The following is a 20,990-nucleotide window of genomic DNA, read 5'->3' as shown; positions in this document are numbered from 1 at the left end:
CCTTGATTTCATGGAAATTTGATGTTATAATAACGCTTTATATGAAAACTTACTCTTTAAAAGGTCGTTCTATTCGTCAGATAATTATTATTTTTACTTTGATATTTACCAGTGTTTTTGGTTTTTCTCAAATTAAAAATAGAGGTGATGAAAATAAGACCAAAAAAGAAAATGACTCTATAAAAAAAGAAGATTCTAAAGAATTAAACTATCAAAAGTTTTTAAAGGAAGGAAATGTTAAAAAAGGACTGTTTAACATTTATAGTATAAAAGAAGATTATTATTTTGAGATTCCAGATTCTTTAATGTCAAGAGACTTATTAGTTGTTAATAAAGTTTCTAGTGTACCCTATGCTTTAAATGGTCATGGGTTAAACAAAGGGATGACTTTTGAAACCAAATTGGTTAGATTTTATAAAGATACTGTTTTAAATAAAGTATGGGTAAAAACCATCAATCCTAGGGTACAATCTCCAAAAAATGATGCGATTACTCTTTCTGTAAAAGATAATTTTGGAGAATCTATTATAGAAGAGTTTAAAATTGAAGCTAAGAATACAGATTCTACATCAGTATTCATAAAAGTTAACAAAATATTTAACGGTAAAGAAAAAAGTTTTAGTGATATTTTGGCCAATACTGGTTTAGGTGGAAGTGTAAAAACAAACTTATCTATTTTACAAGCGGTAAAATCTTTTCCTAAAAACATTGTAGTAAAATCGCTATTAACAACCTCTGTGAGTGAAGGAGGAGGTGCTGCATTACCATTATCTATTGGAGTTACCACTAATATTGTATTATTACCTACAAATGTAATGCAACCTAGATTTGCCGACAAACGCATAGGATATTTCTCAAAACCTATGGATTATTTTTCTGATAAACAACATGAAGTTGAAACAAGAGAAATGATTACAAGATGGAGGTTAGAGCCTAAAGATGAAGATATAGAAAAATATAAAAAAGGAGTATTGGTAGAACCTAAAGAACCTATTGTGTATTATTTAGATCCTGCTACTCCAAAACAATGGAGACCTTATATAAAACAAGGTGTGTATGATTGGAATGTTGCTTTTGAGGCTGCCGGATTTAAAAATGCCATACAGGTAAAGTTTCCATCAGAAAATGATAAAGACTTTGATGCTGATGATGTTCGTTATTCAGTAATTACCTACGCTGCCTCTGAAAAGCAAAATGCTATGGGCCCTTCTATAGTAGATCCTAGGAGTGGACAAATATTAGAGTCTGATATTATTTGGTGGCATAATTTAATGAAAGGTTTACATGCATGGATTCGTGTACAAACAGGCCCTATAGATGCCAAAGCAAGAGCTAATACTTTTTCGGATGAGCATATGGGAGAAGCCATTCGTTTTGTATCATCTCATGAAGTAGGACACACGTTTGGGTTAAAGCATAACATGGGGGCATCATACAGTTATCCTGTAGATTCTTTACGTTCTAAAACATTTACGGCAACTATGGGAGGTACCGCTCCTTCTATCATGGATTATGCTCGTTTTAACTATGTGGCTCAACCACAAGATAGTGTTACAGAAATTACTCCTAAAATAGGAGTGTACGATAAATATGCAATAAATTGGGGATACCGTTGGATAGAAAATAAATCTGCACATCAAGAAATACCTGTTTTAAATAATTGGATTCGTGAACATGAGAATGATCCTCTTTATTTTTATGGAGCGCAACAAAGTGATGTTATAGACCCAAGATCGCAAAGTGAAGATTTAGGAGACAATGCCGTTAAAGCAAGTGAATACGGATTAAAAAATTTAAAGAGAATTATTCCTAATATTTTAGATTGGACAGAGCAAGAGGGACAAGATTATTACAAAGCTTCTAAATTATACAAAGAAGTGATAGATCAGTGGAGTACTTATAACAATCACGTAATGGCTAATATTGGTGGAGTTTATGTAAACAACACGGTGTATGGTGATGGAAAAAATACGTTTAATCCTGTACCTGTAAACATACAAAAAGAGGCTTTAAATTACTTAATAAACAATGCCATAAAACCTCAAAAATGGTTATTTACTCCAGAAATTATTAATAAAGTTTTTGCTGTAAGAGATGCTCCAGATGGAGAACGTTATTATTCACCAGTGTCTATGTTACGAATATATCAGACCAATGTCATTTATGCATTGATAAAAACTGATAGGTTAATGAGAATTACAGAGAATAAAGTTTTGGTAAAAGATGAAAAAGAAGCCTTTACAGAACAATATTTATTTGATGAATTATTTGATGCTATTTTTAAAAAAACAAAAAAAGGAAAGTCTTTAGATATGTTTGATAGAATTACCCAAAAAAACTATATAGACGTATTAACAGTTGATAGAAATAAATTATTAGAAAAAACCAAAGAGAAAACCATTTCAGATAATTTCGATAACTTTAAGAATATACACTTTTCTTACATTCCAAGAGTAGCAGATATTGGAACAAGTAAAAGAGCAGCTTTAGAAGATGCGTTAATGCTATTAAAGAAAAAACAACATAAAGGAGACAGGGTTACAAAAGCTCATTATAGAGATTTAATAGCTAGAATAGAATATAATTTGAAGAACTAAAACATGAAAAAATTAATTTACATATTCATTTTTGTTCCATCATTATTAATTGCTCAACAACAAAAAGTAATCAATGGAAAAGTAACAGATGCTACAAAATTCCCTATTGTAGGAGCTTCTGTATATGTTTCATCGGCAATGATTGGTAATGAAACCAAAACCGAAGGAATTATAGAAAGCGCTATGCTAGGAACTACTACGGATTTTAATGGGGCATTTTCTTTAAAAATTGCAGATGATATAAAATTTGTAATGGTATCGTATATGGGGTATGAAACTGAAAAAGTTGATGTTACTAAAAACAAAGGCAATATATCTGTGGTTTTAAAACAAAGTTCTGAAGCTTTAGAGGAAGTGGTTTTAACAGGGTATCAAAAAATAGAAAAAAGAAAAATGACTTCTGCCTATGCCAAAGTAGAAATGGAAGATATCAATCAATCTGGAGTAGCAAGTGTAGATCAAATGTTGGCAGGACAAATATCAGGAGTTTTGGTACAACCAACCAACGGAGCACCTGGAGCACCACAAAAAATAGCAATTAGAGGTACGGCAACTTTAAATGGTTCTTCAGATCCTTTATGGGTGTTAGATGGAATTCCGTTAGAAGGAAATGACATTCCTAAAGACTTTAGAGACAAAGACAATATAGACAACTTACAATCGTACCCAATTGCAGGATTAAATCCTGAAGATATAGAAAGTATTACAGTGTTAAAAGATGCATCTGCAACGTCTATTTACGGAGCAAGAGCTGCCAATGGGGTTATTGTAATTACCAGTAAAAGCGGTAAAAAAGGGTCTATGAGGATTAACGTAAATGCCAATACGTTTGTAACCCAAAAACCAGATTTTAGTAAATTAAACTTGATGAATTCTTCTGAAAAAGTAGATTTTGAATTGTATTTGGCAAGTCGTTCAGATTTACAATATCAACAAGATAGGGGAGCAGTGGCCAGAATTTTAAATGCTTATGGAGAGTATGCTAATTTTAAAAACAATGGTTTTTCTAGTCTTTCTCAAAATGCTCAAAATGATATCAATAACTTAAAAAATACAGATACCAATTGGGGAAATGAGTTATACCAAATGGCCATCAATCAACAATATAGTGTTAGTGTTTCGGGAGGTAGTGGAAAAAATAATTATTATTTTTCTACAGGTATTTTTAATGAAAAAGGAACAACTAAAGCAACAGGACAAAAAAGATATAACATTACGTTAAAAGATCAATTTAATGTAAATGATAAATTAAAAGTAGGAGCAGCTTTGTTTGCAAGTCAAAACAAAACAAGCTCTTATATTACTGGAGCAGATGCTTATACAAATCCATCTTATTATTCAAGGAATGCAAATCCGTATTTACAAGTAAAAGATGCCAATGGAGATTTTGTGTATGATCCTGATTTGATAGAGAGATCTGACTTAAATTTGGATTACAATGTTTTAGAAGAAAGAGAAAACACTAATTATCAATTGGTAGCAAATTCTTTAAAATCCATTTTTGATGTTAATTATAAATTAAATAAGGACATTTATTTTACTTCTCAACTAGGATTGCAATTAGATTTTAATCAAACTGAAAAATTTAGTGATAAGGAAAGTTACTATACACGTAAATACAGACAAAAATCTCAATACACATCTTCAAATAGAGATGAGTATTACATGCCAGAAGGAGGAATTATTCAGAATTGGAATGCCGATGCGTTTCAATACAATTGGAAAACCATGGCTAATTATAATACCTCTTTTAATAGAGTTCATGAATTAGATGTAATGTTGGGAACGGAATTTAGAAGAAACAAAAGAACTGAAATTCATACCAAAGGTTTTGGTTTTAATGCCAATACGTTAACTACCATTCCCATTACAAACGAAAGAGCATTAACCAATTCTCTCTTTAATACTTACGGAAAGACTTATAATGAAAATGCCTATGCCTCTTTTTTTGGAACAGCTTCTTATACTTTTGATAAAAAATATACGTTTTTTACAAGTTTAAGGTTTGACGGTTCTAACTTATTTGGGGTAAACCCTAAATATAGATATTTACCTATTTGGTCATTGGCAGGTTCTTGGAATGTGTATAACGAAGGTTTTATGTACAATGTTGATGCTATTAGCGATTTGAAGCTAAGAGCCTCTTACGGTGTACAAGGAAATATAGACAAATCTACCTCTCCATTTGTTGTAGGTACTTATGATACCACTACTATTTTACCAGGAGTAAGTGAAGAAATTATTAGAGCTTTAAGTGCTCCAAATGGAAATCTTAGATGGGAAAAAACAGTGTCATCAAACATTGGACTAGATGTAGGTTTACTAAAAAACAGAATTTATATTACAGGAGATTATTATGCTAGAAAAAGTACTGATTTAATAGGGTTAAGATCTGTACCGTTAGAAAGTGGGTATAATTTTATCAATACCAACTGGGCAACGGTAAGTAACAAAGGATTTGAACTGTCTATTAACACTACAAATATTAGTACTTCTAATTTTAAGTGGACAAGTGGTCTTAATATTTCTCACAACAAAAGTATTGTTGATGATATAGAAATAAGAGAAGAAGATTTTAAACCTTCTTTAAAAGGATATAGTGTAAATGCCATTTTTGCAATTAAAACAGCAGGTTTAGATAGTAACGGATTGCCATTGTTTTGGAAAGATGGAAAAAAGGTTTCGGCTGTAGATTTTTACAATTTAGAGGAAGGAACCAACGGAAGTCAATTAACCAGAGAAGAGCATAGGAATTTATATTCTTATGTAGGTGATGGAACACCAAAATTTAGTGGAGGATTTAGAAATAGTTTTACATACAAACAGTTTGATTTACGTGTGTTGACCAATTTTAATATCAAACAAACTGTAAAATCCAAACCAAGTTATAACCTTACTATGGCTCAACCTGGTAATAATTATAATACTGATATTTTAAAAGCAGGTACAGGAAATTATCCTGCTCTAATAGGCTTTAATTCTACTGGGTTTGATACAGATTTGGTGTACAATTGGTACCATTCATCAGATGATGGTAATACTTACGAGGATTTAGATATTTGGGTAAAAGATATTTCTTATATCCGTGTTAGTAGTATAAAGTTAAGTTATGCATTGCCTAAAAAGCAATTGCAAAAATTAAAGTTAGCCAGTTTAAATTTTAATATAGAAGGACGTAATTTATTCGTGTTAGGCACAGATTACGATGGCTTTTTTGATCCTGAAACTTATGGAAGTGTATATGCACAACCTATTCCTAAAATTATTTCAGCCGGATTTAATCTTTCTTTTTAAAACAGTAACTCATGAAAAAAATAATATACATAACCCTATTAACTCTAAGTTTTATCTCTTGTGATGATTATTTAGATATTGAGCCAGTAGGACAAGTCATTCCTAAATCTGTAGAAGAGTATAGAAGTTTTTTAACATCGGCATATTCCATTATTAAAAATCATAAAATCTTAACTACTTATAGAGCAGATGAATTGGCTTTACAACCAAATTCAGTTGGTATAGAACAATATCAAGATATTTTTACGTGGAATGATCTTAACACAAGTCCATTAACCTTAGCGTTTCCCTATGCTAGTTTTTATAATACTATTTTTTACACCAATCATGTTATTAATAGTGAAAACAGTATTAGGGGAAATCAATTAGAAAAAGAACAACTCTTAGGAGAGGCATATGCTTTAAGAGCCATGCAATACTTTGAATTGATTAATTTATACGCAAAACCATATAATGCTAATACGGCAAGCACAGACAAAGGAGTACCTGTAACTATTACATATGATGCCGATAAAGCTTATCCTACAAAATCTGTTAAAGAGGTATATGATTTGATTTTAAGTGATTTAGATAAGGCAGCATCACTTATCAATATAACCAATCAACCAACAGGGTATAATTACCGCTTTTCTTTAGCAGCAGTTTATGCCTTTAAAGCTAGAGTGTATTTATATCAACAAGAATGGCAAAAGGCTATTGAGGTAGCAACAGAGGCATTGGCAATAAACAATCAATTGCAAAATTTAAACACTGATGTTTCTATGATGCCATCAGAATACAATTCGGTAGAATCTATATTGGCTTTAGAAACTGTTGCCGCTTTTGATTTGGTTATCAATGCAAGTATTTCAAATGATTTATTATCCATTTATAATCAAACAGATGATTTGCGTTTTACTTTATATTTTAATCAAAGAACAGATGGAACTTATCAATCAAGAAAAAGTGCAGAAACTAAATTTAAGGTTTCATATAGAACAGCAGAATTGTATTTAACCATTATAGAATGTTATGCTCGGTTAAATAAAATTGATTTGTCTAAACAAGCATTGATAGATTTTACAGAAAACAGATATACCCCAACTGCATGGAACAATTATAAAGTAACGGTAAATACATTAAATATTGATGATTTACTTGTTGAGATATTAGAAGAAAGAAGAAGAGAATTTGCTATTGAAGGACAAAGATGGAATGATTTACGTAGAACTACTCAACCAGCAATAACCAAAAACTTTGATGGAGTTGTATATACTTTACAGCAGAATGATAAAAGATATGTAATTCCTTTTCCAAATGATGCTACAATAAATAATCCAAACTTATAACCATAAATAACCAGAAGACTCTATAAAAAATACTAAAAAATGTCATTCTGAATTCATTTCAGAATCACAGCATGCTGTGGAATTGTAGTTATGAGAAACTGAAACAAGTTCAGTTTGACGAAATATTAATTTTTTAGAAAACCTTAACAAAAAAATAACCCTAAAAACAATTTAAATATTTTAATTATGAAGAAAATTCTATCTACCCTTAGTTTGTTTATAGCCGTTGCTATAGCTACTGTTTCATGTTCAAGTGATGATGAAATAACTCCACCATCTACTTTAGCTACCATTACCGATTTTTCAATTGAGATTGAAGGTGTAATTGCCGATGATATTACCTATGATTTAGGAACAAACATTAATGTGACAGTTCCTTATGGTACCGATTTAACAGTAGTGGTTCCTAACATTTCTTTATCTGAAAACGCAACAGTTTCTCCTGCATCAGGAACAGAAATTACTTTTGTAGACGGTGAACCAAAAACGTTTACAGTAACTGCCGAAGACGGTGTAACTACCAAAGAGTACATTGTTACTGTTCAGGTAAGTACTGATATTACCTCTTCTAGAGGTACAAAATTAAAAACCTATTCAATTGCAGATTTGTATGGAGAAACATCAACTACCACATATGTGTATAACGAAAATGGGTTTGTAAGTGAATACACCAAAGAAGTTGATGATTGGGGAACACTTGTTACCACAGTTTATACTTTAGTGTACAATGATAACAACCAAGTTGTTGAAAAAACTGCTGAAGGACAAAGTACGGTTTACACGTATGATGGAGATAAAATTATTAAGGCTGAACTTACAGATGATGGTACATTAACGTACACATACAACTATACTTATACCGATGCTGGTACTTTAGCTTCAGAAGAGAGAATAGACCATTCTGATAATGATAGTGTTACAGAGATTACATTCACAATTGAAAACGGAAATGTAGTCTTAGAAAACAGATATGGATCTGATTATACAGCGACATATGAAGACAAAAACAATCCGTTTATAGGGATGTATCCTACAGCTTTTGCAGCAATCAACATTGGAATTCAGTCAGTAAACGCTAACAATCCAATTACAGGAACTTTAGCTGATGATACTGTAACTTATGAGTACAATGCAGATAATTATCCTTTAAGTGCATCATACACGTACTTTGATGGATTTGCAACTGTGGAAAAAACATACAATTACTACTCGGAATAATATTTATTCACTACCCTAATATTTATGCTAACGAACACTCTTTAATTTTAAGGGTGTTCGTTTTTTATCCCTGTTATGAAATGAAAAAGAACATGTTATTTCTATGCACTTTGTTTTTTGGTGCATGCACTAGCAATGCCATAACGGTAGAACCTGTTACGGAACCTATAACCATATCAAAAGAAGAACAAATAATTAAATTGTATAATACCTTGGTTATTCCTATGTTTAAGGACTATGAGCAAGTAGACATTCCAACAGCATTTAAAATTGATGAAGAGGATTTAGGAATTAATGCAGGAGCTGCTTTTGGATATGTAGAAATTAGTAAGGGATTAATATATCATAAAAAAGAAATAATACAAACCTTCGTATTGTCTCATGAAGTTGCTCACATTGTAACCCTTGCTCAGGCCAAACAGTTTGGTTTAAAAGGTGATATTCCTAGAGGTACAATAATTAATGATTATAAAAAAGCTGAGTTTTTAGCAGATTTAATTGCAGTGCATCTTATTAAAAAAACAGCACCTAGTCATTTTGAATTATTAGAACAAGAGTGGCATTACTTACAAAGTTTATTAGGAGTAACAACTTTTACACATCCATCAGGAGTTGATAGAATTCAGTCTCTAAAAACTTATATAGAAAAAAGCAAAACCCAAGGAGAGGATCTTGCTTTTAAAGAGTGTTTTGTGCAAATATGGAGTTTAAATTAACAGGAATTATTATATCATCAAATCTTTAATTTTTATACCGTTTTAGAAAACTGCATTTCTGATGTGTTTTCTAAGTATTGATCTATAGACATACAAATGTTTCTTATAAAAGGTTTTCCTTTTTCTGTTACAGTAATTTTAGATTCTTTAATAGTTAACAATCCATCATGTAATAAAGGAAACATTTTTAAAGGAGCTTTTTCTAACAATTTATTTTTGGTAAGCCAAGTAGTTTCGTAATGACACATAAGGTTCAAAATATGTTGTCTAATAATTAAATCTTCTTCAGATAAAATATGTCCTTTAGCAATTGGAAATATTTGATTGTTTACCAAGTCTTGATATTCTTCTATATTTTTTACATTCTGATAAAAGCTATTCCAACTATCACCAATAGCAGAAACCCCTAAACCAATCATTATATCTGTTTTTGCATGGGTATAGCCCATAAAATTTCTATGCAAAGTATTGTTTACTAATGCATGATATAAACTGTCTTTAGGTAGCGCAAAATGATCCATCCCTATATTTTTATACCCATGATTAAGTAACATTATTTTTCCTTGCTCATACATTAATAACTTTTCTTTTCCTGTGGGTAAATCTTCTTCGGCATAACCTCTTTGTCCATTTCCTTTAATCCAAGGTACATGGGCATAACTGTAAAAGGCAATTCTATCGGGGCTTAGTTCTTTAGTTTTTTCTATGGTGTTTATTACGTTTTCTATGGTTTGAAAAGGAAGTCCATAAATAATATCATGTCCTACAGAGGTAAAGCCAATTTCTCTGGCCAATTCTGTTACTTTTTTAACCTTTTCAAAAGATTGTATTCTATGAATGGCTTTTTGAACCGTTTCGTTATAATCTTGTACTCCAAAAGAAACCCGTTTAAAACCTAAATTGTATAAGGTTTGCAAATGTTCTTTGGTTGTATTATTAGGGTGTCCTTCAAAACTAAATTCATAATCACTAGCCAAAACAGAAGTGTTGATAATGCAGGTTAATAAATAAGAAAGATTTTCAGCACTAAAAAAAGTAGGTGTACCACCACCTATGTGCAATTCTTTAATCATAGGTTTTTCATCAAATAAATTTAAATACAAAGACCATTCTTTTAAAACTGCACTTATGTATGGACTTTCCACATCATGTCTTTTGGTAATTCTTTTGTTACATCCACAAAAAGTACATAAGCTTTCGCAAAAAGGTAAATGAATATAAACACTAATACCTTCTGTTTTGTTAGTTTTAGAAAAAGTTTCAATCATGTTACTTTTCCAAGTTTTTAATCTAAAATCCTGAGTGTTCCAATGTGGAACGGTAGGATAACTAGTATACCTTGGACCAGGTACATTGTATTTGTTTATTAAATTAATATCCATAACTTTTAATTTTAGACGGTTTGTAACTTTGTTTTTAGATGGGTTACTGTTTTATATTGATTTGCTAAGTTTTGTAAATCGGTTTTGTTTTGTTGCAAGGTTTCTTTTACATGATGTTGAAACAAATTTTGATAATATTGAATTCCACTCAATAAATTGTTCGTAAAACGATTGAGTGATTTTTTTTGTTGTACGGAAAATTGCTCTGTAATTTGATTTATTTGATTGGTTAAATAGATTACATATAGGTCTAGTTCTTTTAAAAACATATTGGGTCTGTCTTTGCGCTGTATAATATTTTTTGTTCCGTATATGTGGTTTATCATGTTAGATAAGCTTGTTTTACTAGTAAAATAGGCTAGGTTAGGCCCCGGACAAATAGAGACACCTTTACCTTCTGTTTTGGTATCTAACTCATAATTTATTAGCGAAGAAGTTCCCAAGCCTACACAAATACAAGATTTTTCAGTGACTTTGTTAATTTCTGTTTTTTGTTCTTTAATACTTAAAGTTGTGCTGTTTTGTAGTTCTTTTATTTTTAAGTATTGATATTCTCTAGAAGCAGTACAAAGTCCTTCTTTTTTAAACTCTGTGTTTAATGCTACATGTTTTTTAGGACAGGCACTTCCGGGTCTGTTTTTATCAATATTTATTTGTTTTTCATCATCTTTTGTATTGCCTCTTAAATTATTAAAAGGGACTCCTAATGGAGAAATGTTACTTAAATACAAATCTTTTTCAGTAGCATTTATTAGTTTGTTCATTGTTGCTGTATCTACAGTAGTAGCTTGTGGTACTAATAAAAAAGGAGTTCCCCATCCTACAGAATCTAAACTATAATGTTTTAACAAAAAATGATGTTCTTTTGATGTTCCCACTCCTCCTTGTGCCGATAATTTTAAAGAGGGCATAAGTTGAGATAACTTTTTGTTTTTTTGATGTAATGCTTTGCTAAATAGGGAATAGGTGGTGTTGTACAGTTCTTTTCTATAAAGTTTGAACTCTTCTAACACAGGCCCTATTAAAAAACCATCTGTGGCAAAAGCGTGTCCACCACAGTTTAAACCAGATTCTATTCTGTATTCTGATACCCATAAACCTTTTTTTGCTAAATATTTTCCTTGAATAAGTGCAGAACGATAATCGCTTACTTTTAAAATTATTTTCTTTTTAATAAAACCTTTATCATCTGGAAAAAAATCATCAAACCCTTCTAGGTAATTAAATAATTTAGGATTCATACCTGCTGAAAAAACAATTGATGATGATATGTTTGCATTGGCATAACCTCTTAAAGCTGCATGAGCATCATTAAACTCAATAGGTAAGGCTTCTTTTTTGTGATAGTTTGTTTTATCTATTTTGGTCATAATATTTACATCAATATGACCTGGTTTTAAATGGTGTTGAATAAGTGATTTTACTTCCTCTAAATCATTACTTTGTAATAAACGTTTTTTTAGTTCTGATGTGGTGGGTAAATGTTTTATATAATTAATTAATAGAGGGCTTTTTAAGCTGTTAATGTTTTTTAGCTCTTTAATTTTTTTATGAATTAATTGATCTATTAAATTTAAATAAGCTGTAATTCTCTTAGCTCTATAATCAATAGTTTTATTGCTGATTTCTATGTATTTAATATGGTTTAATGTTGTGTAATATTTTCTTAACTTCTCTAGTAATACGTCATCTACTAAAGAAATTACAGAATCAATACCATAAGGAGCTACTTTTAAAGGACTATCTGCAGTAAAACCAATTCCCATTACAGGAATGTGAAAGCTATGTTTTTCCATTATATACTATTGGTGGTTATAAAGCAAATGTATAGTGATGGAAAGTTTATAAAAATGATAATTATCATTAGACATAATTATTACGGAACATCCTAATTTTAAATGTTGATTGAGTACTTTTGCATTATGAGTACATTTATGGAAGAGTTTTTACAGGAGTTACCACAAAAGGCAAAAGATGCCAGGAAAGAGAACGTATCTTATTTTAAGAAGTTAAAAAAAAGAACGCCTAAAAACTTGGATTATACCATGCAAGATTTGCACGATAAAGAGTTTGAAAAAACGGACTGTTTAACTTGTGCAAATTGTTGTAAAACAACAAGCCCTATGTTTTTTGCAAATGACATAGCTCGTATAGCTAAACATTTACGCATGAAAGAACAAAAGTTTATGGAAACTTATTTGGAGAGGGATGAAGATGATTGTTATGTATTAAAATCATCTCCTTGTACTTTTTTAGATGAAACAGACAACACTTGTTTTATTTATGATGTTCGTCCAAAAGCTTGTTCCGAATATCCGCATACCAATAGAAAAAAGTTTATTCAATTAACAGATTTAACAATTACCAATTCAGAAATATGTCCTGCAGCATATAATATTGTAGAGGCATTAAAGCAAGCAGTTCCTTTAGACAATACTCCTAGAAAAAATAGATCAAAAAAATAAAATGATACTTAGAGCCTCTAATTTTTTTGGCTTTTGTTATGCTGATGAAATTGCAGAATGTGAGTTCTTTGCAAAGAATTTTAGTTTTATTTTACAACAAAATAATTTGGTTTTTTCTTTTTTGTGGGTTAGGGGGTTAGATTTAAAAAAAATTAAACCTAATATAACTGCATATCAATTTTTTGAGATAGAAGATGTGTATTTAAGAAACAAACTGATAGAGGTTATAAAGAAACACAACCATATTAAGAAAATGAGTTTACAAGTAGATACTGAGCTTTTTTACATTAAAAAGTTAAAATTTACTCATAAAGGATTTAGAATAGAAGTATAAATTAAAAAAGCTGTTACCTTTTGGTAACAGCTTTTTTGGTTTTCTTTTTCAATTGCATAGAGTATTTCTTTTGTTCATAGCAATTTGTTTTCTTTAATAGGTACTCAATATTTTTAGAAACTAAAACCAATAGAGGCTTGTAATAGTCTGTTTTTCTGATTTTCTTCACTGTAAACATCGGTAAGTCCAAAGTAATATCTTACTCCTATGTTTAATCCACTGTCTGTTTTAAAACCAGTTCCTATGTTTGCACCAAAATCAAAATCATTAGGGGTAAAATCTTCGGTGCTGTCAAAATAATCAAAGTCAGCATCAATTTCTTCTTTATGCGATAGGGCAACACCAACTTGAGGTCCTGTTTCTACATAAAAATTCTTATTTAGGTAACCTTTAAACATTATGGGTAGGTTTAAGTAGTCTAATTTTTGTGTAAAATCTCCCGCATCGGTTTCAATTTTGTATCCTTGTTGGGAGTATAACAGTTCTGTTTGCACTGCAAAATTGTTGTGTAAATATATTTCGTTATAAAAACCTACATGAAAACCATGTCTGTTATTTACATCTGCATCTCCATCAATAATGGCACTAGCTAAATTATAACCTCCTTTAATACCTACACTAGACTTTTTGTACAACTCATCTTGTGCATAAGAACTTATTGAAATTACACAAATAGCGATGGTTGATAATAGTAAATTTTTCATATTTTTTTTATTTTAAAGATTAAAATTGATACTTAATACCTAAGGCAGCATCTAGGTCTAACCCATCAGAATAATCGTTATTAAAACTAACTTCTGGTCTTAAATCTAAAGAGATTAATAATGGAATTTTAAAGTTATACTCAATACCTATATCACCACTGGCTACTACAAAAACTTCATCATCTGAATTGATATTATTGTTGTCAAAAAAACCAATTCCACCACCAGCACCTACATACCAGTTAAATCTATTTTCAATAGGATAAACCCATTGGTGTAAGGCTGTAAATTTCATTGCATCAAAATTATCATTATCTCTCCAACCTAAATCAAACTCCATTCTTGTACTATTTCCTAGGGCTCTTTGGTATGAAATTTCTGTTCCAAATCCATCGTTATCTCCAGCTCTAAAACCAATAGCATTCTTAGAAATTGTTTGAGCATTTGCTGTAAAAACTCCCATTCCTAATAAAAATAACGCTGATGTTATTTGCTTTTTATACTTAGTTGATACTCTCATAATAAATTGTTTTTATGTATTTGTTGTAGCAAAGGTATAGCAGATGTAAGTTGGTTTAATTGATGAGAGTTTTGTTTAAAAATTGATTTTGATCAATTTAATAATATATTTATTAGTATTTAGTGGGTTTGTGTTTATATTTGATAGAGTTATAAATTGTACAGATGACAAAAAATCACATTTACAGCGATAAATTTACCTCTATTCTTAATAATTTATTTCATGGTGTAATGCTTATAAACATGAAAGGAGTGGTATTAGAGTTTAACAAATCTAGTTTACTTTTATTAAATACTTCTTCAAAAAAGCTTACCAATAGTAGGTTGGTAGATGTTATTCCAAAAAAGTATAGAACCGAGTTTGAAGCTTACTTTAAAAATTGCTTTGATGTTGAAACAAAGAACTATGGTAAGTACGAAATTGTTGTTAAACATAAAGATGCCTACAAAATTTTAGAAATAGATTGTAATCAGAATTTTTACTCAGATGAGGATCATGAATTATATACTATATGTGTAATTAACGATATTTCTAAAAGGAAAAAGCTAGAAAAGGAATTAGATAAGCAAAAAAAATCTAAAGAATTAATTCAAGAAAAACTAGAGCGTGAGCAAGAGCTAAATGACATGAAAACTCGTTTTATATCTATTGCATCGCATGAGTTTAGAACTCCTTTGGCTGGAATTTTATCTTCTGTAGATTTGGTTGAAAGGTATTTAAATGCCGATGAAAAATTATGGAATAGATTTATTCATCAAAATAAAGTAGACTCACACATTACCAAAATAAAGAGTTCTATAAAAATGCTTACTACTATTTTAAATCAATTTTTATCATTAGGACAGTTAGAAGAAGGCAAAATTGAATATCAAGAAGAGCTGTTTAATTTGCAGGAAATGTTAAACAATACTATTGATGAGTTTTCTGGTTTAAAAAAAGAAAATCAAAAAATACAATACACACACAAAGGCAACAAAACTATTGTTTGTTTAGACAGGAATATTTTAAGGCATATTATGAATAATTTATTATCAAATGCAGTAAAATATACTCCAGATCATAAAAATATTTATTTAAAATCTAGCATTCATAATGATTGTATTAAAATATCTGTAAAAGACGAGGGAATGGGAATTCCAGTAAAGGATCAAAAAAACTTATTTAGACGTTTTTTTAGAGCCACCAATGTTACTAATTTGCAAGGAACTGGTTTAGGCCTAAATATTGTAGCAAAATATGTAAACTTAATGGATGGTAAAATTACTTTTAAAAGTGAAGAAAATAAAGGAACTACTTTTACTGTTATTTTTACTGTAGATCCTTTAGAAAAACAAAACATTAATTTAAAAAACCTAGTAAAGTAATTTAGTTATGAAAAAAATATTAGTAATTGAGGATGACCTTATTATGAGAGAAAACATTTCGGAACTAGTTGCTTTAACAGGTTACGAAGTTGAAACTGCCGAAAATGGAAAAATAGGAATTGAAAAGGTAAATAGCTTTGTGCCAGATTTAATTATTTGCGATGTAATGATGCCTGAACTAGATGGTTATAGTGTATTGTATGTACTTAGCCAGAAAAAAGAAACAGCCTCTATTCCTTTTATTTTTTTAACAGCAAAATCTGAAAAAGAAGATTTAAGAAAAGGGATGGAATTGGGAGCAGATGATTATTTATTTAAACCTTTTGATAGTACAGAACTAATTAAAGCCATAGAAAGTAGGTTTAAAAAAATGGAATTGCTAAAAGAACAATTTAGTAGTAATAATGATGTTAAAACTTTTTTAGACAACGCACAAAAAGTAGTTACGTTAGAAGAAGTAAAAGCCCAATCACGTTTGTTTGAATACTCACCCAAAGAAAATATTTACAAACAAGGAGAAAATGCCCATTATGTATATTATGTAGAAAAAGGTAGCGTAAAAACCTATCGTTTTAATGATGATGGAAAAGAATATATAACTGAAGTGTATAACGAAGGAGATTTTTTTGGATATCAACCTATTTTTGAAGAAAGAGTATACGATGAAATTGCCGATGCTCTAACTGAAGCCAATTTGATAAAAATATCTAAACAAGATTTTTTAACATTGGTGTATGAAAATAGAATCATAGCCAAACAATTTATGACTATTATTTCTAAAAATCTTAGCTCTAAAGAAGAAGATTTAATGCTAATGGCATATAGCTCTGTAAGAAAAAGAGTTTCAAAAAAACTACAAGAACTATTAGAAGATAATAACGAAATTACCATTCTTAGATCTGATTTGGCTAAACTTACAGGAACCACAAAAGAAAGTTTAACCAGAACACTTACCGAATTTAAGAGTAGTGGAATTATTAAAACAGAAGGAAAAAAAATTATTTTAACAGATCGAAAAAAACTACAACAAATGGATTTAATATGGTAATCTATTAAATCTGTTTTTAAAAGTTGATGAGAATCAACTTTTCTCGTGACTACAGTCAATCAAATATCCACAATAGCGTATTAACTTTGTTTTTAACAGATAAACAAAACTAATTACGCTATATGTTTAATGTAAAAAAACAAATTTCAGAAACTAATATAAAATCTTTGGCAGCAGCTATGGATTTTAATTGTGTTTCATTTTATTGTGCACTCAACAATAAAATTAAAGATTCTAAAAATACCTTTATAAAGCTCTTAGAAAAATTAAAAAAGAAATTAACTAGCAATCATATTACTGGAGATTCTTTTTATAATATAATTAAACCTCTAGAGCAAGTATATAATGATCAGGATTTTTGGAACGATAAAGATTTGATTAATAATGGTAATACTTTGGTTATTTTTATGGACGAAAATAACATAGATGCTTATGTGTTAAACAAAAAAATACAATCTAGCATACATCTTACTTCTAACTACTACCTACTTCCGCTTTTTAAGAGTGTAACCAACCAACAAATACAACAAGGATCTTTAAGAATTGAAGAATCTTTATACAACGATGATAAAACCACCAATAGGTTAGAAAAAATTATTCCTTTGGCTTATGATGGTAAAGTAGATACACTTTATGTGTCGTCAGAAAACGGTGTTTATGGGGTTTACGATGATGTGAACAAAACCACAATGATAGATAGTGAGAAAAGTACTAAAAACATGTCTTTAATAAATTTAGCAGCCATTGTAACTTTTATAAATAGAGGAAAGGTTTTTTTAATAGACCCTATGCTCATGCCTTCAAAAGGAGTTTCAATTCAGGCAATTTTAAAATAAATTCAACATGGAAAAATTTAATATCAACAATGCATATCACCTAGTTATTAATAAATTAGAGTCTTGGTATGAGGTTTTAGTATCTATGCTTCCTAACATGATTCTAAGTATATTACTACTTATTTTATTCTACTTTATAGCTAGGTTTGTAAGAATGATTATTCAAAAAGGAATGAATAGGTTTATTAGTAATACAGCTTTAATTAAACTTATAGGAACCATCTCTTTTTTTATTACTTACAGTGTTGGTATTTTTATAAGTTTAAGTGTGTTAAAGTTAGATAAAGCAGTAACCTCTTTGTTAGCAGGGGCAGGAGTTATTGGTTTGGCTTTAAGTTTTGCTTTTCAAGATTCGGCTACCAATTTTATTTCAGGAGTCTTTATGGCGGTAAGAAAACCATTTAAAATTAATGATATAATTGAAACAGCCGATGAAATGGGAGTGGTTAAGCATATTAGTTTAAGAAACTTAATTATGCATTCTTTTAATGGTCAGGAAGTAATAATTCCTAATAAAGATGTTTATCAAAACAAACTGATAAATTATTCTGTATTAAAACAAAGGAGAATAGAACTTAATTGTGGGGTTACTTACGGTTCTGATTTAGAGTTTGTGAAACAAGTAGGAGAAAATGCCATTAAAGATTTGGATTTTGTAGTAAGAAAAGAGGATGTAAGCATTATGTTTAATGAGTTTGGAGGTAGTTCTATAAACTTTACCTTGTATTATTGGATAGATACTAATGATCAGCCAGGATTTTTAAAAGCTAGAAATGATGGTTTAATAGCTATTAAAAAAGCGTTTGATAAAAATAATATTGGTATTCCATTCCCAATAAGAACCCTAGAGTTTAATAAAAATCAATTTGATACTGTTCTTAACAATTATAAGAATCAAAATGGACAAGAAGATTCATGAATAAAGTATTATTAAAAACACAAAGCATTGAAATTATTAAAGATAAATTATATTCGTTATGCAGCCTATTCCATTTTTATATTAATGGCTGGTGTATTTACGTTAATACAAGCAAAAACTGTATTGGCTCCTTTGGTCATTTCAATTTTATTGTGCTTTGTGTTAAATCCAATATTTAAAAGAATTAATAAGTTTGTAAAAAACAGATTATTGTCTACCATTATATTATTGTCTACCCTTATTATATCAATAGGAGGGTTGCTGTCTTTGTTAACGGTTCAGTTGTTAGGGTTTTATGAAGATTTACCTAGTATAAGTGAAAAAATGGTTGTTATTACCAGATCTATAGAAGAATTAATGGCTGATGTTTTTGGTGTTAGAAATTTTCATATCAACCAAAAATTAGAAGTAGGAGTAGATCAACTTTTAAAATCTAATACCGATGTTATTGGTTATATTTTAGACAATGTAGGAGGTTTCTTGGTCTATATATCCATTATTCCAATTTATGTGTTTTTTATATTGTGTTTTAAATCTTCTATTTTAAAATATGTAAAAAAAATAATGAAACCTTTTAAAATAAAAGCCATTCCAGTTATAAGTGAAGTTTCTGTAATTATCCAAGATTATTTAAAAGGAGTTTTAACAGTTATGTTCATATTGGCTATTGTAAATTCTTTGGGTTTATTAGCGTTGGGAGTACCTTATGCCGTTGCATTAGGAGTTTTGGCAGCCTTGTTTACCATTGTGCCTTATATTGGAGTGGTTATTGGTGGTTTGTTGGTATTGTCAGTATCTTTATTAACTCAAGGTTCTCCAACAATTTTACTATATATTTTAATTTTATTTGGTGTAATTCAGTTTGTAGAGGGGAATTTTTTAACTCCTAAAATAGTAGGAGATAAAATTAATATAAATCCTATGTTGGCTATTTTAGCTTTGTTGATAGGAGAAAAAATATGGGGAATTATAGGAATGGTAGTGGCCTTGCCTATCACAGCAGTTATTTTAATTATGATTAAAAATATTACCAAAGAAACGTTTTATACACAAGAGCAAGATATTATTTAAGGGTATAATAAGTATTGTTTTCTTATTTTTTTAAATTTTTCTATATCTGTTTGCCAACTGGTTTCAATTTCTTTTGCTGTAGCTCCATGTTTTAGTTGATGTTCTAAAATAGTATCTCCTGCATGAATGGTAAAGGTAGCTCCAAAGAACTTTTCTTTATTTGGATATTTTTGATAAGCATCCACTAAAAAATCCATACTTACTTTGTTAAGTTTAGGAGTATTTTTTAAATCAACCCCAAAACATAACTTTAACTCATCTTTAGGATGTTTACTTCCATTATTTGTCTTTGGTGTATAGCTATAATTTGTTTTAGCAAACAAAGCACTTCCGTATTGTTGAAACTGAAAAGAAGTCCCTCTTCCTGCATTAATAGGTGTTCCTTCAAAAAAACCAAGACTAGGGTATAGGTTAATAGCTTTGTCGTTAGGTAAATTTGGTGATGGTTTTATAGGTAGGTGATAACTACTTTTATGGGTGTAGTTTTTTAAGGCAATTACTTTTAAATCACATTGAATACTGTTTTTTAACCAATTTTGTCCATTTATCATGTTGGCATATTCGCCAATAGTCATTCCATAAACCAAAGGAACAGGGTGTTTTCCTACAAAAGAACTGTATTTTGGGTTTAGTGTTGGTCCATCAATATAATGTGCATTAGGATTGGGCCTATCTAAAACAATGAGAGGAATATTGTTTTCGGCACAAGCTTCCATTACATAATGTAATGTAGATATATATGTATAAAATCTTACTCCAACATCTTGAATGTCAAAAACAACTAGATCTAAGTTTTTTAAATTTTCAGAACTAGGTTTTTTGTGTTTTCCATATAAAGAAATAATAGGCAGTCCTGTTTTGGCATCGGTTCCATTAGCTACAAGTTCAGCGGCATCAGCTTTTCCTCTAAATCCATGTTCTGGAGAAAAAACTTTACTTATGTGTATCTTTAATTTTAATAAGGAATCAATTAAATGAGTGTGTCCTCCTTTCTTAAAAATGACTGATGTTTGATTGGCAACTACTCCAATTTTATAATTTTTTAATAAAGGAAAATAAGACTCTGTTTGGTTAGCAGCTACAATAATTTCTTTATTTGTTGATTTATTTTGTGCTTTACAAGAGGTTAATGTAGTAAAGAAGAAAAATACAAGAATTAAAAATGTATTTTTGAATACCAATTTAAAAGGCATA

The 20,990-nt window shown here is 29.8% G+C and carries 17 protein-coding genes; 12 read left to right on the top strand and 5 right to left on the bottom strand.

Annotated elements, in window-relative coordinates; all coding sequences use genetic code 11:
* Window positions 1-41 precede the first annotated feature (41 nt).
* The 5 genes from ACXGQT_RS03320 to ACXGQT_RS03300 all read left to right on the top strand — a co-directional run bounded on the left by ACXGQT_RS03320 (window position 42) and on the right by ACXGQT_RS03300 (window position 9,153).
* The gene (locus ACXGQT_RS03320; RefSeq protein WP_457829982.1) at window positions 42-2,597 is read left to right on the top strand and encodes a zinc-dependent metalloprotease; all 2,556 of its coding nucleotides are present in this window, start codon (window positions 42-44) and stop codon (window positions 2,595-2,597) included.
* 3 nt (window positions 2,598-2,600) lie between these two features.
* Window positions 2,601-5,891, top strand: coding sequence for a SusC/RagA family TonB-linked outer membrane protein (locus ACXGQT_RS03315; protein WP_457829981.1), 3,291 nt, complete (start codon window positions 2,601-2,603; stop codon window positions 5,889-5,891).
* Between the two features lie 11 nt (window positions 5,892-5,902).
* Entirely contained in the window at window positions 5,903-7,219 is a 1,317-nt protein-coding gene (locus ACXGQT_RS03310; RefSeq protein ID WP_457829980.1) for a RagB/SusD family nutrient uptake outer membrane protein, read from the top strand.
* A gap of 186 nt (window positions 7,220-7,405) precedes the next feature.
* The gene (locus ACXGQT_RS03305; RefSeq protein ID WP_457829979.1) at window positions 7,406-8,437 is read left to right on the top strand and encodes a hypothetical protein; all 1,032 of its coding nucleotides are present in this window, start codon (window positions 7,406-7,408) and stop codon (window positions 8,435-8,437) included.
* Between the two features lie 80 nt (window positions 8,438-8,517).
* Window positions 8,518-9,153, top strand: a complete 636-nt coding sequence (locus tag ACXGQT_RS03300; protein WP_457829978.1) for a hypothetical protein — start codon at window positions 8,518-8,520, stop codon at window positions 9,151-9,153.
* A 32-nt stretch (window positions 9,154-9,185) separates the two neighbouring features.
* Here the strand turns inward: ACXGQT_RS03300 and hemN are convergent, their stop codons facing one another.
* Both hemN and ACXGQT_RS03290 read right to left on the bottom strand, forming a co-directional pair.
* Window positions 9,186-10,535, bottom strand: a complete 1,350-nt coding sequence (gene hemN, locus ACXGQT_RS03295) for an oxygen-independent coproporphyrinogen III oxidase (protein ID WP_457829977.1) — start codon at window positions 10,533-10,535, stop codon at window positions 9,186-9,188.
* Window positions 10,536-10,546: 11 nt separating this feature from the next.
* Complete coding sequence (locus ACXGQT_RS03290; RefSeq protein ID WP_457829976.1) at window positions 10,547-12,331, bottom strand: hypothetical protein; 1,785 nt, start codon at window positions 12,329-12,331, stop codon at window positions 10,547-10,549.
* Between the two features lie 138 nt (window positions 12,332-12,469).
* On the opposite strand from ACXGQT_RS03290, the gene ACXGQT_RS03285 reads away from it, so the two are divergent.
* Window positions 12,470-13,000, top strand: a complete 531-nt coding sequence (locus ACXGQT_RS03285) for a YkgJ family cysteine cluster protein (RefSeq protein ID WP_457830796.1) — start codon at window positions 12,470-12,472, stop codon at window positions 12,998-13,000.
* 1 nt (window position 13,001) lies between these two features.
* On the top strand, window positions 13,002-13,334 hold the full coding sequence (locus ACXGQT_RS03280) for a hypothetical protein (RefSeq protein WP_457829975.1): 333 nt from the start codon (window positions 13,002-13,004) through the stop codon (window positions 13,332-13,334).
* A 113-nt stretch (window positions 13,335-13,447) separates the two neighbouring features.
* Here ACXGQT_RS03280 and ACXGQT_RS03275 read toward each other — a convergent pair whose 3' ends face one another.
* Window positions 13,448-14,038 carry a porin family protein gene (locus tag ACXGQT_RS03275; protein WP_457829974.1) on the bottom strand — a complete coding sequence of 197 codons (591 nt, stop codon included), beginning with the start codon at window positions 14,036-14,038 and terminating at the stop codon, window positions 13,448-13,450.
* Between the two features lie 19 nt (window positions 14,039-14,057).
* Entirely contained in the window at window positions 14,058-14,558 is a 501-nt protein-coding gene (locus ACXGQT_RS03270) for a hypothetical protein (RefSeq protein WP_457829973.1), read from the bottom strand.
* A 164-nt stretch (window positions 14,559-14,722) separates the two neighbouring features.
* On the opposite strand from ACXGQT_RS03270, the gene ACXGQT_RS03265 reads away from it, so the two are divergent.
* The 5 genes from ACXGQT_RS03265 to ACXGQT_RS03245 all read left to right on the top strand — a co-directional run bounded on the left by ACXGQT_RS03265 (window position 14,723) and on the right by ACXGQT_RS03245 (window position 19,796).
* Window positions 14,723-15,922 carry an ATP-binding protein gene (locus tag ACXGQT_RS03265; protein WP_457829972.1) on the top strand — a complete coding sequence of 400 codons (1,200 nt, stop codon included), beginning with the start codon at window positions 14,723-14,725 and terminating at the stop codon, window positions 15,920-15,922.
* 7 nt (window positions 15,923-15,929) lie between these two features.
* The gene (locus tag ACXGQT_RS03260) at window positions 15,930-16,970 is read left to right on the top strand and encodes a response regulator (protein ID WP_457829971.1); all 1,041 of its coding nucleotides are present in this window, start codon (window positions 15,930-15,932) and stop codon (window positions 16,968-16,970) included.
* Between the two features lie 122 nt (window positions 16,971-17,092).
* Window positions 17,093-17,806 carry a hypothetical protein gene (locus ACXGQT_RS03255; protein ID WP_457829970.1) on the top strand — a complete coding sequence of 238 codons (714 nt, stop codon included), beginning with the start codon at window positions 17,093-17,095 and terminating at the stop codon, window positions 17,804-17,806.
* 7 nt (window positions 17,807-17,813) lie between these two features.
* Window positions 17,814-18,725, top strand: a complete 912-nt coding sequence (locus ACXGQT_RS03250; protein ID WP_457829969.1) for a mechanosensitive ion channel family protein — start codon at window positions 17,814-17,816, stop codon at window positions 18,723-18,725.
* 27 nt (window positions 18,726-18,752) lie between these two features.
* Window positions 18,753-19,796: an AI-2E family transporter gene (locus ACXGQT_RS03245; RefSeq protein ID WP_457829968.1), complete on the top strand. Its 1,044-nt coding sequence runs from the start codon at window positions 18,753-18,755 to the stop codon at window positions 19,794-19,796.
* Here ACXGQT_RS03245 and ACXGQT_RS03240 read toward each other — a convergent pair.
* A complete protein-coding gene (locus ACXGQT_RS03240) occupies window positions 19,793-20,989 on the bottom strand; it encodes an exo-beta-N-acetylmuramidase NamZ family protein (protein ID WP_457829967.1) in 1,197 nt (398 codons plus the stop codon). The two genes, ACXGQT_RS03245 and ACXGQT_RS03240, sit on opposite strands and share 4 nt — an antisense overlap.
* Window position 20,990 lies beyond the last annotated feature (1 nt).

It is taken from the genome of Wenyingzhuangia sp. IMCC45467 (assembly GCF_054111205.1).
Note: the sequence above shows the minus strand (reverse complement) of the source record. Positions and strands in the feature narration are given on the sequence as shown.

Bases quoted from the DNA above. Each gene is read 5' to 3' on its own strand.
- ACXGQT_RS03320 (WP_457829982.1), top strand. From the start codon at position 42: ATGAAAACTTACTCTTTAAAAGGTCGTTCTATTCGTCAGATAATTATT.
- ACXGQT_RS03315 (WP_457829981.1), top strand. From the start codon at position 2,601: ATGAAAAAATTAATTTACATATTCATTTTTGTTCCATCATTATTAATT.
- ACXGQT_RS03310 (WP_457829980.1), top strand. From the start codon at position 5,903: ATGAAAAAAATAATATACATAACCCTATTAACTCTAAGTTTTATCTCT.
- ACXGQT_RS03305 (WP_457829979.1), top strand. From the start codon at position 7,406: ATGAAGAAAATTCTATCTACCCTTAGTTTGTTTATAGCCGTTGCTATA.
- ACXGQT_RS03300 (WP_457829978.1), top strand. From the start codon at position 8,518: ATGAAAAAGAACATGTTATTTCTATGCACTTTGTTTTTTGGTGCATGC.
- hemN (WP_457829977.1), bottom strand. From the start codon at position 10,535: ATGGATATTAATTTAATAAACAAATACAATGTACCTGGTCCAAGGTAT.
- ACXGQT_RS03290 (WP_457829976.1), bottom strand. From the start codon at position 12,331: ATGGAAAAACATAGCTTTCACATTCCTGTAATGGGAATTGGTTTTACT.
- ACXGQT_RS03285 (WP_457830796.1), top strand. From the start codon at position 12,470: ATGGAAGAGTTTTTACAGGAGTTACCACAAAAGGCAAAAGATGCCAGG.
- ACXGQT_RS03280 (WP_457829975.1), top strand. From the start codon at position 13,002: ATGATACTTAGAGCCTCTAATTTTTTTGGCTTTTGTTATGCTGATGAA.
- ACXGQT_RS03275 (WP_457829974.1), bottom strand. From the start codon at position 14,038: ATGAAAAATTTACTATTATCAACCATCGCTATTTGTGTAATTTCAATA.
- ACXGQT_RS03270 (WP_457829973.1), bottom strand. From the start codon at position 14,558: ATGAGAGTATCAACTAAGTATAAAAAGCAAATAACATCAGCGTTATTT.
- ACXGQT_RS03265 (WP_457829972.1), top strand. From the start codon at position 14,723: ATGACAAAAAATCACATTTACAGCGATAAATTTACCTCTATTCTTAAT.
- ACXGQT_RS03260 (WP_457829971.1), top strand. From the start codon at position 15,930: ATGAAAAAAATATTAGTAATTGAGGATGACCTTATTATGAGAGAAAAC.
- ACXGQT_RS03255 (WP_457829970.1), top strand. From the start codon at position 17,093: ATGTTTAATGTAAAAAAACAAATTTCAGAAACTAATATAAAATCTTTG.
- ACXGQT_RS03250 (WP_457829969.1), top strand. From the start codon at position 17,814: ATGGAAAAATTTAATATCAACAATGCATATCACCTAGTTATTAATAAA.
- ACXGQT_RS03240 (WP_457829967.1), bottom strand. From the start codon at position 20,989: ATGCCTTTTAAATTGGTATTCAAAAATACATTTTTAATTCTTGTATTT.